This window comes from Streptomyces johnsoniae (genome assembly GCF_031845565.1).
GTDB classification, from domain to species: domain Bacteria; phylum Actinomycetota; class Actinomycetes; order Streptomycetales; family Streptomycetaceae; genus Streptomyces; species Streptomyces johnsoniae.
The window spans coordinates 546,458-559,901 of sequence record NZ_JAVREV010000001.1 but is presented as its reverse complement, the minus strand read 5'-3'; the positions used below and the strand labels follow the sequence as shown (position 1 = coordinate 559,901).

Below are 13,444 nucleotides of genomic sequence, written 5' to 3'. Positions count from 1 at the left end.
TTTAGTGGCGGGGGTGGCGGGTCGCGACCGGGCGGAACGGTCGGCTTCCCGGGTGCATCTGGTGGGCCGTTCCGGTGGTGGCCGGGGGCGTGGCCGGGCCGGTCTGCTCGCACCGCATAAGTATGACTATCGGATCTTATGCACTTTCTGTGTCTGATCCCTCACTTATGTCCCCTGCGTACCGCGGAGAACCCCGTGCTCCCTTCCTTCCCTCGCCCGCCCGCCCGCCCCGCCGTCACCGCGCTGCTGCTCGGCGCGCTCCTCACCGCCTGCGGCGGCGGCACGCCGTCCGCGCCCGAGACCGCGAAGGAGCCCGCCGCCGCGTCTGACCGCGCCGCGGAGGGCTTCACGCTGGTCGCCACCGGCGACCTCCTCGTGCACGACTCCGTCATCCGCCAGGCCAGTGCGGACGCCGGCGGCACGGGCCACGACTTCCGGCGCATGCTCGCCGCCGCGGAGCCCACGGTGGCGGGCGCCGACCTCGCGCTGTGCCATATGGAGACCGTCTACGGCGCCGACGGCGGGCCGTTCACCGGCTACCCCGCGTTCAAGACCCCGCCGCAGCTCGCCGATGCGGTGGCCTCGCTCGGCTACGACTCCTGCTCCACCGCCTCCAACCACACTCTCGACGCGGGGGCCGAGGGCGTCGTCCGCACCCTCGACGCCATGGACCGCGCCGGGCTGCGGCACGCCGGGTCCGCCCGCACCGCGGAGGAACGCGACACCCCGGCGATCCTCGACGCGGGCGGCGCGAAGGTCGCCCACCTCGCCTACACCTACGGCACCAACGGCATCCCGGTGCCCGAGGGCGAACCCTGGCTCGTCAACCTCATCGACCCGCGGCAGATCGTCGAGGACGCGCGCACGGCCCGCGGCGCGGGGGCGGACGTGGTCGTCGTCAGCATGCACTGGGGCACCGAGTGGCAGGAGGAGCCGGACACCGCGCAGCTGAAGCTGGCCGAGGAGCTGACCGCGTCGGCGACCGGCGGCCGCAAGGACATCGACCTCATCCTCGGCACACACGCCCACGTGCCGCAGGCGTACGAGAAGGTGAACGGCACCTGGGTCGTCTACGGCATGGGCGACCAGATCGCGGGCGTGATGAACGACCCGCGCGGACAGCTGGGTTCGGCCGCCCGCTTCACCTTCGCCCCGCCCCGGGCGGACGGCGGGGACTGGACGGTGGAGAAGGCCGAGTACGTGCCGCACTCCGTCGACAACGACCCGATCACCCTGGTCAACCTGCCGCGCGCGCTGGCCGAGAACCCGGATCACGCCGCGCACCGGGCGGCCATGACGGCCATCGACGGCGCGGTCCTCAGCCGCGGCGCGGACGCGGACGGCCTGACGCGCGGCCGGTAGCGGCCAGTGGCAGGGGCGGAAACTGTGCGCGCGGCGCGGCAACCCCCAGGGCCCGCGGCGGCAACCACCGGGTGCACCCTGCCCTGTCGTCTGCCGCAGTCCATCAGGAAGGCCGTCCGCCGTGCGCATCCTCACGCTGCCCGCCGCCGTGCTGCTCGCCCTCGCCCTGGCCCAGCCGAACGCCACCGCCGAGCCTGCCGCCCCCGCCGCCGCCCCCGCCGCCGCCCCCGCCGCCGGGCCCGTGGGGTGGGCGGCGGTCGGGGAGGGCACCACCGGGGGCGCGGGCGCCGACGAGGACAGCACCTACGTCGTGGCGACCCGGGCCGAACTGGCCGCCGCGCTGGAGAACGGCGGCAACCCGGACGAACCGAAGATCATTCACGTCGTCGGCGCGATCGACGGCAACGAGGCGCCCGACGGGAGCCTGCTCGACGACCAGGACTACGCGCCCGGCTGGGACCTGGACCGCTACATGGCCTGCTTCGGGCCGGACGGCACCGAGTGGAGCGACGACCACCACCCCTGGTGCGACGCGCAGTCCCGCCTGCGCACCACGGGCTCTGGCGCGCAGAAGCAGCAGATCCAGCTGACCGTGCCCTCGAACACCACCCTGGTGGGCCGGGGCGCCGACGCCTGGCTGCGCGGCATCTACCTGTCGGTGCGGCTCGGCGAGAACATCGTGGTGCGCAACCTCCACCTGGAGGCGCCCGTCGACCACTTCCCCTCCTGGGACCCCTGGGACGGCGACAACGGCTCCTGGAACGCCAGGTTCGATGCCATGTCCGTCGTGACGGGCTCCCGCATCTGGATCGACCACTGCACCTTCACGGATGGCCGCTACCCCAACAGCGGTGCGCGGGAAGGCTTCCACGGCGAGCCCGTCGAGCATCACGACGGCCTCCTGGACCTGGAGGACGGCACCGACTTCGTCACCATCTCCGGCAGCCACTTCGCCGACCACGCCAAGACGCTGCTCATCAGCTCGGGCGACGGCCAGGGCGACAGCGACCGCGGCCGGCTGCGCATCACCCTGCACGGCAACCTCTTCGAGGATTCCCAGCAGCGCAGCCCTCGCGTCCGCTTCGGCCGGGTCCACACGTTCAACAACTACTTCACCGGCAGCACCGACGACCCCGACTACCCGATGACGGGCGAGAACGCGGGCGGCTCGGACTACTTCCTCGGCGTGGGGGTGGAGTCGCTGATGATGTCGGAGTACAACGCGTTCGACGTCACCGGTCCTGGCGCGTCCGCTGATCTGCTGGTCGCCAACTATGGCGGGCACCAGTTCCTCGACCGCGGCTCCTGGTTCGCCGGGCGCCCCGTGGACCTGAACGCCCTGGCCGAGCGGAAGTTCGACGCCGCGGCGGCCGAGGCACGTGCCGAGGCCGAGGAGGCCGGCACGGAGCCGCCGGCCTGGGCGCTGCTCACCTTCACCACCGACGTCGGCTGGGACCCGGCGGACGCCTACTCCTACACGCCGCTGCGGGACCCGGCCGAGGTGCGGGACACCGTCCTGGCCCGGGCCGGCGCGGGGCGCGCGCCCACGGCCTGAACGCGCGTCAGCCGCAGACCTGTTCCAGTGCCGGAACGTGCGGGGGCTGGTCCTGGATCAGCTGGATCTCCGCCAGCAGGCCCTCGGGGTCCTGGAGCGGGTCGGCCAGGAATTCGAGCACCTTCTCGTAGAAGAGGCGGCCGACGGTCGGCGGCATCACGTCGGAGGCGTCCAGGCACAGCCGTTCCGCGCCGTGCAGCTGCTCGGCGATGCGGCGGCTGACGCCGGCCGGGTAGTGCGCGGGCAGCACCTCGTCGTGCGCGGAGAACAGCGGCCACTCCGGGCCCTGCCCCGGCCCCGGGTCCGCGGCGGCGCCCGCCCGCGCCGTCTGGGTCTCCACGTCGGCGAGGAAGGCCAGCAGCGTCTCGGCGTCCTCGTTCTCCCGGAACAGCGCGGCGAAGTCCGCCGACACCTCCACCTCGCGGCCCGCGTCGGGGGCGGCGCCTGGCAGCAGCCGCGCGGAGGGCGTGAAGTCCAGCCGCCGCGCGTCCTCGGCGCCGTACAGGCTCCGGGCGAAGCTGCCCTGGTGTTCGAGCGTGCAGCCGTCCGGGCCGCTCCCGCCGTCGAGCAGCAGGCCGCCGCGGCCGTCCCGGCCGCGGTGGTCGGTGCGCAGCGCCGCGTCCGCCGCCTCCTCGTCCCCGGCCATGAACGCGCCCCACGTCTCCCAGGCGGCCGCCACCGCCTCGTCGGTCCACGGGAGTTGGCCGGTGGCCCACGCGTTGTAGACGTCCGCGCCCGACTGCTGGAGCAGGATGTCCTCGATCCAGTCGGTGCCGGGCCAGCCCGAGGTGGCGTCGGACAGCATGCCGAGGCACCACTCCGCCACCCCGTGCGGCCCGCCGCGCGCCGGGTCGAGGCCCGCCTCGTGCCACACCATGCTCTTCAGGTCCACCTTGACCGGCACCCAGTACCGTTCCTCGTCAGGACCCGCGGGCCGCGCCAGCCACGGGGCGTCGAACGCGCCGGGCGGAACGGCGTCCCCTGGCAGCGGGTACAGCAGGCCGCGGGCCGCGTAGTCGGCCAGGTCGCCGAGGCCGGGCAGGATCGCGATATCGGGCGGATCGCCGGACTGCACGCCCGACAGCAGCACTTCGCGGGTCGCGGTGGTCCCCTGGTAGGCGACGTCGATGCCGTAGGTCTCCTCGAACGACGCCAGTTGCCGTTCGAAGTCGCGTTCCTCCGCGCCTGTCCACGGGCCGAGGACCGCAAGCGGCGGGTCCTGGGTGCCGCCGCCGAGGCCGCAGGCCGTCGCGGGCAGCAGCAGCGCCAGGGCGGTCATGAGGCGGCGCGCGGGCCGCGGGGATGACGTCACGACTGGAACCTCTCGTAGTCGCGCAGGCGCAGGAACAGGCCGCCGGTGCACAGCACGGCGACCGCGGCGCCGCCGGCGGCGATGGCGGGCAGCGCCGCCGCGGCGGGCGCGGGGCGGTCCGTGCCCGACTCCACGCCGTCGGACGCGGCGGTGGTCCGCGTCTGCACGGCCGCGAGCCAGTCGGCCCACTCCGCCGCCTCCCGGTCGTCGGTCGTGGCGTCGCGCTGCATGGCGACCAGCCCGGTCAGCCCGCCGGCCGCCGCGTCGAGCCGGTCGTGCGCGGCCCGCGCGGGCAGCAGGGGCAGCCAGGCGGCGAGCACGAGCAGGCAGGCGGCGAGGAGGAACGGGTCCAGGCGGGCGGGGAAGCGCCGCGCCAGCTGCCGCAGCGTCACGGCGAGCAGCGCCGCGAGCGCCAGGGCCGCCGCCGCGGCCAGCAGCCACACGGCGCGCCGCCCGGTGGAGAGTTCGGTCTCCTGTGCGAGGCGCGCGAGCTGGCGGTCCTGCAACTCCTGGAGTCTGGCCAGGATTCCGGTGCCCTCCCGGTTGAGGAGGGCGTCGGCGCTGAGGAACCAGGCGCCGCGCACCGGCTCGTTGTCCTCGTGCGCGACGGCCAGGCCCATGGCCCTGTCGTACGCCATGAGCAGCGCGTTGACGGTGTCCCGCAGCTCGCCGGCGCCGACGAGCCCCGCCGGGTCGGCGGACTGGGCGAGGCTCTGGGTGGCCGCGGCGAGCTGCGCGCGGTACTCCTCGCCGGAGCCGACGACGCCGCTGACGCCGCGGCTGAGCTCGCGGTCCGCGGCCAGGTGGCCGGTCATGAGCGCGGTGCGGGCGGCGGTCACCTCCAGGATCGCGGGCGCGATCCGGTCGCGTACCGCGCCGGGCCTGCGCTGCTGGTCGGCGTAGGCCGCGAACAGCAGCGCGGTGGCGGTGGCGGTCAGCACGAGCAGCGCGGCGAGCCGCCGCCACAGCAGTCCCCTGGTCCCGCTCATGCGCCGCCCTCCCAGGCCGTTCCGCAGGCGTTGCAGAACCGGCCGGGCGGCACCGGCGCACCGCAGACAGGGCAGCGCCGTGCCAGGCCGCCGCTCTGCGCGGCGCTGTCGGCGGCGACGCCGGGCGCGGGGTTGCGCACGTGGCTGGAGCGCGCCACTTCGGTCTGGAGGTCGCCGCGGCTGAGGTCAGGACGCAGCCGGACCCGGCCGGTGTCCGGGGCGTCGATGAGCACCAGGTCCCGCAGTTGGGCCAGGCGCACCTCGTTGCCGTTCTCGTGGGCGATGCGGACGGCCCGCCCGAAGTGCCGTTCGGCCGCGGCGGTGTCGCCTTCCTCGACGGCCCTGGCGCCGCGGCGGGCCGCCTCGTTCATCTCGGCCTGGCGGGCGAAGTGTTCGGCGGCGCCGCCCGGGTTGGTCAGGGGCGGGTCCTCGTCCGTCCAGCGCACGGCGATGTCCAGGGCGGGGGGCAGCGCGAGGCCGTCGGCGGCGAGCCCGACGGTGGCGACATGCGCGGCGGCGCGGCGGGCCGCCGCGAACCGCGGGTCGGTGGCGTCGGCGTGCAGCCGCAGCCGGTACCAGCGGGTCTCGTCGGCCCAGGCGCCGGTGGGGATGGCGATGTCGCCCCCGCGGTCGCGGGCCCGCGCGGTCAGGTCGAGGTCGACGGGGGTCAGCTGCCTGAAGCCGCCGAAGGACAGCCAGGGCTCCGGGCGGACGCATATGGTGAGTTCGCGCAGTTTGCGCGCGGCGGAGGCGTGCACGAAGCCCTCGAACAGTTCGGTGACCTGCTCGCGCAGCGGCGGGGCGCCGCCGTCCGCGCCCGGCCTGGCGACGCCGTGCGCCAGGCCGTTCAGCCGCCCGGTGATCCGGGTCAGCTCCTCGGCGTCCCACAGGTCGCCGATGCCCAGCGCGTCGCCGCGGAACTGCCCGGCGCACGCGTGCAGGACGCGGCTCAACTCGGCTTCCGCACCCGGCCGGTTCCGGCCGTCGGTGAGGAGAAGCGCGTGGCGGAACGCCGCGTCCTGGCGGGTGGCGAGCAGGTCGTGGGCGGTGTCGAGCCAGGCGTCGATGCGGGTGCCGCCGTGCGCGGTGAGGCCGAGCGCGGTGCGGATCGCCTCCTCGCGGGTCCGCGCGGTGACCGGGACGGTGCCGCGCGGCTCGTGCCAGGGGTAGACGACCTGCGCGGTGCCCGTTCCCTTCACCAGCGCGAAGTGCACGCCCTCGGGCAGCGCGGCCACGGCCGCGGCGGCGGCCCGGCGGGCGACGGCGATCTTGTGCAGGGAGGGGCGGGCCATGGAGCCGGAACAGTCGATGACGATGACTTCCGAACGGTGCTCGGGGGGCGGGCCCGCGACGGCGGCGAGGCCGCTGACGGTGACGCCCACCAGCACGCCAACCGCGCGGTCGTCGGCGTGCGCGTACTGGTCGCGCTCGTACGCGGTGGTCAGTTCGGCGCGCGGCCCCCCGTCCGGCGTGGTCATCGCCGCCTCCGTGCCGCCCGGCCCGCCCGGCCGGGCCCGCCGCTGCGGAACCACACGCGGGGGGCGACCGCGTGCGACAGGTCGAGCAGCCGCGCGTGCAGCGCCCGGTCGGTGCTCTGGGGCGCGAGGTCGCGGAACGACTGGGCGAGCGCCGTGCGCAGCGCCTGCTCCGTGGGCGGCTCCTGCGGTCCTGGCCCGCCGGTGCCGCGACGGCCGGTGCCGCGACGGCCGGTGCCGCGCCCGCAGAACAGCTCGCTCGCCAGCTCGGGCAGCCGTTCCCGGTCGGCCGCGCGCGCCGGGTCGCGCCGTACGCACCGCAGCCAGTCGAGCGCCCATTCCCGTAACTCGGCGGTGAGCCGGGCGTGTTCCTGCCCGGCCCCGGCCCCCGCTCCGGCGCCGCCGTCGAGGGCGGGTGCGGCCTGCGGCAGGTCGCGCAGCACCGTGAGCAGGCTGTCCGGGTCCGGCAGCCCCTCGGGCCCCGGCGACAGGCGGGCGGCGCGGATGCGGAGCGCCGCGATGCGGGCGGCGTCGCTGTGCAGCGACATGGCGGGCACCAGGCCGAGCACGCGGGCCGCCTCGTCGCGGTCGCCGCGGGCCAGATGGATGCGCGCCAGGCCGAAGGCGGCGCTGTCCGGCTGCGGGTCGCAGGCCCACACCGCCCGGTAGAGGCGTTCCGAATCGGCGAGGGCGTCGCGCTGCTCGGCGCAGTAGCCGAGGGCCAGCTTCGGCGCGTACTCGCCGGGCAACGCGGCGTGGACGCGGCCGAACTCGCGTTCCGCCGCGGCCGTGTCGTGCGCGGCCAGGTGGCACAGGCCGGTGTGCCAGGCGATGCGCCAGTCGTGGGCGGCGCCGCCGGGCACGCGGGCGTCCAGCGCCTCGGCGGCCCGCGCCAGCCGGGCGGCGGCGCGCTCCCGCTCGACGGCGCGGGCGGCGTCCCCGGCCGGCAGGCTGTCGCCCGTCCTCAGATGCGCGCGGCACAGGTGCAGCAGAACCTCGACGCTGCCGTGACCGGACTCCTCCGCGGGCCCGAGCAGGCTCTCCAGCTGCCGCACCGCGCCGCGCGCGTCGCGCGGGGTGAGGGTCCGCAGGGCGGCGGCGGCCGGGTCGGCGCGGTGCGGCACGGGCACGGGGAGGCCGACGGCGACGCGGAACGGCTCCGGGCGGCCGTGCCGGAGCACGGGGCTGACGGGTCCCGGGTCGCGGTACTGCGCGCGTTCCCTGTGCTGCCAGTGGGCGAGCCCCGGCACGGCCCCGAGCCCGTCGTCGAGGAGCACCGGGGTCGGGGTGAACACCCGCGAGGGCGCGGGGTGGCGGTGGCCGGTGCTGGCGGCGGCCAGCTCCCGCAGCACGCCGTCGAGTTGTCCGGCCATCTCGGCGGCGCTGGTGAACCGTTCGCGGGGCTGGTCCGCGGTGGCGCGTTCCAGCAGCCGCCGCAGGGAGGTCGGGCCGAGTCCCGCGGCGGGCGGCTCGGCGACGGCGTCGACCAGCTCGGCGAGGGTCCTGCCGACGGTGAACACGTCGTGCGCGACGGTCGGCGGGCCGCCGTCCACGGCGACCTCGGGGCTGGCGTACCGGGGCGTGATGACCGGCGGCCGTGCCGTGTCGCCGGCCCGCTGCACCCCGCCGAGGTCGATCAGCACGACGCGGCTGCCGTGATGGATGACGTTGTCCGGCTTCATGTCGGAGTAGACCAGGCCGCGGTCGTGCAGCGCCTGGAGCGCGGACAGCACCTGCCCGCCGTACAGCGCGACGTGGTCGAGGGTGAGGGCGGGTCCCCGCGGGCCGAACGGCCGCCCGCCCGGCCCGCTTTCGGCGACGACCTCGCGCAGGGAGCGGCCGCCGACGAACTCCATGACGATGTAGTCGACGGGCTGTTCGCCGGGGTGCGTGACGTAGTCGAGGATGCGGACGACCGAGTCGTGCGTGACGGCGATCATCCGGTCGCGTTCCTCCAGCATCGCCGCCCTGGCCCGGGCGTCGTGCGGGTTGAGCACGCCCTTGAGCGCGATCGGCCGGTTCTTCAGCCGGGTGTCCTCGGCGAGGTAGACCCAGCCGAGGCCGCCGTGCGCGACGCAGCCAAGCACGCGGTAACGGCCGTTGTCCAGCTGCTCGTCGACCTTCAGCTGGGGCCGCAGCGAGTAGCGGGTCCCGCAGTTGCGGCAGAAGCCGGTGAGCCGGGTCGGGGCACCGGGGAACGGCGCGCCGACCTGCCAGCCGCACTGCGGGTTGCCGCAGCGCAGGCCGTTCCGCGGCGGCTGCGGGTCGGGGTCGAGCAGGGAACGCGGGTCGGGCACGGACAGCGCGGGCAGGGTGGGCAGCGGGTACGCGCCGAGGTGGTCGGGCAGCGGTTCGCTCACGGTTTCCGGTCCTCCTTCCGCTCGCCGTCGGCCGGCGGCAGGCCGAGCAGCCGCCGCACGGCCGCCACGTAGGCGGCCAGCGCGGGGCCGGCCGTTCCGGGGTCGAAGTACCCCCACAGCGCGCCGAACGCGGCATCGTGTTCCGCGGTGACCTGCTCCTCCAGGTCCTCGCCGTCGTGGCCGTCGTGCCCGTCGTGCCCGTCGTGCCCGCCGCCGCCGCGTGCTCCGGTGGCGGCGGCGAACGCGAGGAGGCCGCGGTAGGTGTCGAACTCCTCCCGCAGGGCGTCGCGCCGTCGCCGCCGCCGTTCCGCCTCGGCCTCCCCGGCCGCGACGGCCCGCGCGGCGCGGCGGATACCGGAGTCGAGCCGGTCGACCGCGGCGGTCAGCCCGTCCGGGGCCGCGCCGGGGCCCGCGGTGGCGCGCATGCGGCCGATGACGGCGTAGTCGAGGTGCAGCCCGGTCAGGGCGTCGTCCTGCGGAACGACTCCGGCGAGGCGCTGCGCGGCCTCGTTCAGCTGGGCGGCGCGTACGTCGAGCGCGTCGAGGTCGGCGGCGAGGCGGGCGATGCGCTGCCGCAGCGCGATCATGGCGCCCGCGTCCCGTTCCGCGCGGGTGCGGCGGCCGTAGTGGACGAGCAGCAGGCGGCAGCCGTTCTCGGCCAATTCGCCGCAGAGTTCGGCGACGTCGGCGGGCTCGGCGGCGCGGTTGAGGCCGAGGAACGCGATGGTGCGCGCGAGGCGGGCGCGCCGCAGGAGCGCGCGGGCGCTGCCGTGCCCGGGGACGGTGAGGTTCATGCGGTCGGCGATTCCGGCGGCGATCTGTTCCGCGGTTCTGCCGGTGACGTCGATGGCGAGGTCGAGGGAGCCGATGGGCGGCACGGTGGCGGCGGGGGAGGCGGACAGCGCGTCGGGCCGCGGGTGCACCAGTTCGCGGTCGGCGAGGGCGAGGGCGCGGCGCAGCGTGTGGTCGCGCGGGCTGCCTTCCTCGACCTCGGTGGTGCGGACGGGCGGGCCGCCGCGGTCGGTCAGCCACCGCGCGAGCCGTTCCGCGTAGTCGGCGAGCAGGCTGCTGCCGGGGGAAGCACGGGAGGTGAGGGCCGGTTCGACGCCGCGGCGTCCTGCCGCCCACTTCTCGGCGAAGGGCAGGTGCCGCAGGAGGGTGTCGACGGGGATCATGCGGGCGAACGCGGCCCCGGCCCGCGCCCCGGCTCCCGCCCCGGCCGCGGCGGGGCGGAGGCCGAGGATGACGCCGAGTACGCGGGGCGGGTCGTGGTGGTCGAGCACCGGGGCGCCGTGGCAGCCGTGTTCCGGCAGGTCCTGGTACGCGGCGGGGGCGAGCCGGATGTCCTCGCCCCAGGTGTGGTCCACGTCCGCCGCGATGGTCAGCGGCCCGCCGTCGTGGGTTTCGGCCCAGCCGCGGATGACGACGGGGGTGCCGAGCGGGGGCGCGGCGCGCCGCAGCGCGGCGGGGGCGGCGCCGGGCGGTGTGCGGTCCAGGGCGAGTACGGCGAGGCCCGCGGCGCCGGAGCCGGGCGTTCCGTGGCGGGGGTGGGCGCGGCCGGTGGCGGGGGCGGCGCCGCGTACGCCGGGGAAGTCGACGGTGACCTGCGCTTCGGGGTGCGGCAGGACGGTGGCGCAGGTCAGGGCCAGGCGGTCGCCGAGCAGCACGCCCGTGCCGACGACCCGCCGCGTGTCCCGGGCGCGTATCCGCAGCAGCCAGGAGTCCCCGTCGGCGCGCACCTCACTGCCGTGTTTCATCGGTGTGACGCCCCTCCCCATGCGTCAGCAGGATACGCACGGCCGGTCTCGCTCTGTAGCGTCCTGACGTTCCCAACAGAAAGGCACGGGAAGCGACTTGATCCGTACTTTGGTCTAGACATGGGTCTAGACATGCTCATGGCAGGCGACTTACGCTCCGTCTACTCCGTTCCGCCCCCGTTCCGGTTGAGCGACAGAAGGAGAACCCCCCATGAGACGCACCTCCCGCCTGCGCCTGCGCGTATGGGCCTCGGCCCTGCTCCTCGTCGGCGCGCTCGGCGCCACGGAAGCCGCCGCGGCGCCCGCCCCCGCCGAGCCGCCCGCCGCGCCGGGCCTCGTCGAGGCGATGCAGCGCGACCTGGGCCTGACGGAAGACCAGGCCCTGGACCGGATCGCCGACGAGGCCGCCGCCGCCGAGGCGCAGCCGGCGGCCACGAGCGCCGCGGGCGACGCGTTCGCCGGTGCCTGGTTCGACCCGGCCGCCGGCGCGCTCGTCGTCGCCGTGGCCGACTCGGATGCCGTCGACGCGGTGCGCGACGCGGGCGCCGAGGCCCTGGTCGTCGAGCACTCCGCCGCCGAACTCGACGCCGTCGTCACCGGACTCGGCGCGGCCGACGCGCCCGAGGGCGTCGTCGGCTGGCACGCCGACGCGCAGGCCAACACCGTCGTGGTGGAGGTGGTCCGCGGTGCCGCGGACGAGCCCGCCGTCGCCGCGTTCCTGGACGAGGCGCGCGCCACGGGTCCGGTCGCCGTCCGCGCGGTCGCGAACGAGGCGCCCGCCCCGTTCGCCGCGGGCACCGTCGGCGGTGATCCCTACTACACGGGCAACGTCCGCTGTTCCATCGGCTTCTCCGTGCACGGCGGCTTCGTCACCGCCGGCCACTGCGGGCAGCCGGGCGCGGACGTCTTCGGCTGGGACCGTTCCCGGCTGGGCACCTTCCAGGCCGCCTCCTGGCCCGGTAACGACTACGGCTGGGTCAGCGTCGGCCACGGCTGGTGGACCGAGCCCGTCGTGCTCGGCTGGGGCACCGTCTCCGACGCGCTGGTCCGCGGCTCGTCCGAGGCGCCCATCGGCGCGTCCGTCTGCCGCTCCGGCTCCACCACGGGCTGGCACTGCGGCACGGTGCTCGGCAAGAACGAGACGGTCCGGTACGTCGACGGCGAGGTCGTGAACGGGCTGACCAGGACCAGCGTGTGCGCGCAGCCGGGCGACTCCGGCGGCTCCTACATCAGCGGCGACCAGGCCCAGGGCGTGACCTCCGGCGGCTGGGGCGACTGCAACAGCGGCGGCGAGACCTGGCACCAGCCGGTGAACGAGATCCTGTCGGCGTACGGGCTGACCCTGCACACCGCATGACGCCACTCCGCATGACGCCACTCCGCATGACGCACCCCGCATGACCTTTCCGCAGGGCCGTCGCCGCACGTTCGCGTGTGGCGGCGGCCCTGCGGCGTGCGAGCGGCGTGGTTCGGCGCCGCCGGAACGCGTGCGCGTTCGCCTGCCGGCCGCGGATGCGAGGGTGTCCCCATGACACACTCCGCCTCCGTTCCCCCGCCCGCTGCCGCCCCCCTGGTGGCGACGCCCGACGCGCCGCGCGTGTCCGTGCGCGGCTCGGCCCGGCTCGAAGTCGACCCGGAGATCGCCCGCATCGGCGTGGTCGTGACCGCCCGCGGCGCCGACCGCGCCGCCGCGCTGACCGACCTGACCCGGCGCAACGGCGCCGCGCTCGGGCTGCTCTCGTCGTATGGCGAGGCGATAGAGAGCACCGCGACGGGCAGCTTCTCGATCACCCCGGAACTGACCCGCCGCGGGCGCGGCGAGCACGTCCGTACTTACCACGGGCACGTCCACATCCAGGCGACCGTGGGCGACTTCACCATGCTGGGCGAGCTGACCACGCGCCTGGCCGATCTCGAACTGACCCGCGTCGACGGGCCGTGGTGGGCGCTGCGCCCCTCCTCGCCCGTCCACCGCGAGGCCCGCAGGCAGGCCGTGCGGGAGGCGGTCACCCGCGCCCGCGAGTACGCCGCCGCCCTCGGGTCCGACCTGGCCGCACTGGTCGAACTCGCCGACATCGGCGTCGACTCCGAGCCGCACGCCATCTACGCGGGCGCGGCGGCCCGCGGCGCGGCGCCGGGCGGCGCGGCGGAGTCGGGAGTGCCCTCGCTCGACCTCGAACCGCGCCGCCAGACGGTACACGCGCACATCAACGCGCGGTTCACCATCACCCCGCCCGTCCTCTGAGCCGCATCGCGGAGCACATCGACAGGTCGCCTGTAAATCCCCTCGCGGGTGAACGCGTTCATTGTCCTGTTGACCCAATTCATCCTTACGTGTGGCACTTCATCTGATCAGTGATGAATCGTCGGGGCTCCGGGCAGCGTCTGCTTTGACGCGGCGCGTCAAGTGCGCGCCAGAGATGCCTATATGGAGGCACGATGTCCGTTCAGGCCAGCACCCGCATCTCCCCAGTCCTCGCCGGGTCGGCGGAGCGTTCCGCCATGACCTCGCTGATCTCCGAGCCCGAGGCCCCCGTCAGCGGCGCTCCCGTCTACTCGCCCGAGGCAGCCGGCGTTCTCCTGCTCCTGATCCTGCTGTCCCCGAAGCAGCCCTCGGAGCCGCGCAAGTAACCC

The 13,444-nt window shown here is 75.7% G+C and carries 10 protein-coding genes; 5 read left to right on the top strand and 5 right to left on the bottom strand.

Annotated elements, in window-relative coordinates; all coding sequences use genetic code 11:
* Window positions 1-195 precede the first annotated feature (195 nt).
* Window positions 196-1,362: a CapA family protein gene (locus tag RM779_RS02540; protein ID WP_311615290.1), complete on the top strand. Its 1,167-nt coding sequence runs from the start codon at window positions 196-198 to the stop codon at window positions 1,360-1,362.
* A gap of 121 nt (window positions 1,363-1,483) precedes the next feature.
* Window positions 1,484-2,917: a pectate lyase family protein gene (locus RM779_RS02535; RefSeq protein WP_311615288.1), complete on the top strand. Its 1,434-nt coding sequence runs from the start codon at window positions 1,484-1,486 to the stop codon at window positions 2,915-2,917.
* A gap of 7 nt (window positions 2,918-2,924) precedes the next feature.
* Here RM779_RS02535 and RM779_RS02530 read toward each other — a convergent pair whose 3' ends face one another.
* The 5 genes from RM779_RS02530 to RM779_RS02510 are packed head-to-tail and all read right to left on the bottom strand — an operon-like array spanning window position 2,925 to window position 10,810.
* On the bottom strand, window positions 2,925-4,229 hold the full coding sequence (locus tag RM779_RS02530; protein ID WP_311615286.1) for an extracellular solute-binding protein: 1,305 nt from the start codon (window positions 4,227-4,229) through the stop codon (window positions 2,925-2,927).
* Entirely contained in the window at window positions 4,226-5,218 is a 993-nt protein-coding gene (locus tag RM779_RS02525; RefSeq protein ID WP_311615284.1) for a hypothetical protein, read from the bottom strand. Before RM779_RS02525 ends, RM779_RS02530 begins: the two co-directional genes overlap by 4 nt.
* A complete protein-coding gene (locus RM779_RS02520) occupies window positions 5,215-6,696 on the bottom strand; it encodes a VWA domain-containing protein (protein ID WP_311615282.1) in 1,482 nt (493 codons plus the stop codon). The genes RM779_RS02525 and RM779_RS02520 overlap by 4 nt, the downstream gene beginning before the upstream one ends.
* A complete protein-coding gene (locus RM779_RS02515) occupies window positions 6,693-9,053 on the bottom strand; it encodes a serine/threonine-protein kinase (protein ID WP_311615280.1) in 2,361 nt (786 codons plus the stop codon). Before RM779_RS02515 ends, RM779_RS02520 begins: the two co-directional genes overlap by 4 nt.
* Window positions 9,050-10,810, bottom strand: coding sequence for a hypothetical protein (locus RM779_RS02510; protein ID WP_311615278.1), 1,761 nt, complete (start codon window positions 10,808-10,810; stop codon window positions 9,050-9,052). Before RM779_RS02510 ends, RM779_RS02515 begins: the two co-directional genes overlap by 4 nt.
* Before the next feature lie 211 nt (window positions 10,811-11,021).
* On the opposite strand from RM779_RS02510, the gene RM779_RS02505 reads away from it, so the two are divergent.
* The 3 genes from RM779_RS02505 (at window position 11,022) to RM779_RS02495 (ending at window position 13,441) form a co-directional block, all read left to right on the top strand.
* A complete protein-coding gene (locus tag RM779_RS02505; protein WP_311615276.1) occupies window positions 11,022-12,167 on the top strand; it encodes a S1 family peptidase in 1,146 nt (381 codons plus the stop codon).
* 171 nt (window positions 12,168-12,338) lie between these two features.
* A complete protein-coding gene (locus RM779_RS02500) occupies window positions 12,339-13,055 on the top strand; it encodes an SIMPL domain-containing protein (RefSeq protein WP_311615274.1) in 717 nt (238 codons plus the stop codon).
* Between the two features lie 194 nt (window positions 13,056-13,249).
* Window positions 13,250-13,441, top strand: coding sequence for a hypothetical protein (locus RM779_RS02495; protein WP_311615272.1), 192 nt, complete (start codon window positions 13,250-13,252; stop codon window positions 13,439-13,441).
* Window positions 13,442-13,444: the final 3 nt, after the last annotated feature.

Coding starts and splice junctions, on each gene's coding strand:
- RM779_RS02525 (WP_311615284.1), bottom strand. CDS start 5,218: ATGAGCGGGACCAGGGGACTGCTGTGGCGGCGGCTCGCCGCGCTGCTC.
- RM779_RS02520 (WP_311615282.1), bottom strand. CDS start 6,696: ATGACCACGCCGGACGGGGGGCCGCGCGCCGAACTGACCACCGCGTAC.
- RM779_RS02510 (WP_311615278.1), bottom strand. CDS start 10,810: ATGAAACACGGCAGTGAGGTGCGCGCCGACGGGGACTCCTGGCTGCTG.
- RM779_RS02505 (WP_311615276.1), top strand. CDS start 11,022: ATGAGACGCACCTCCCGCCTGCGCCTGCGCGTATGGGCCTCGGCCCTG.
- RM779_RS02500 (WP_311615274.1), top strand. CDS start 12,339: ATGACACACTCCGCCTCCGTTCCCCCGCCCGCTGCCGCCCCCCTGGTG.
- RM779_RS02495 (WP_311615272.1), top strand. CDS start 13,250: ATGTCCGTTCAGGCCAGCACCCGCATCTCCCCAGTCCTCGCCGGGTCG.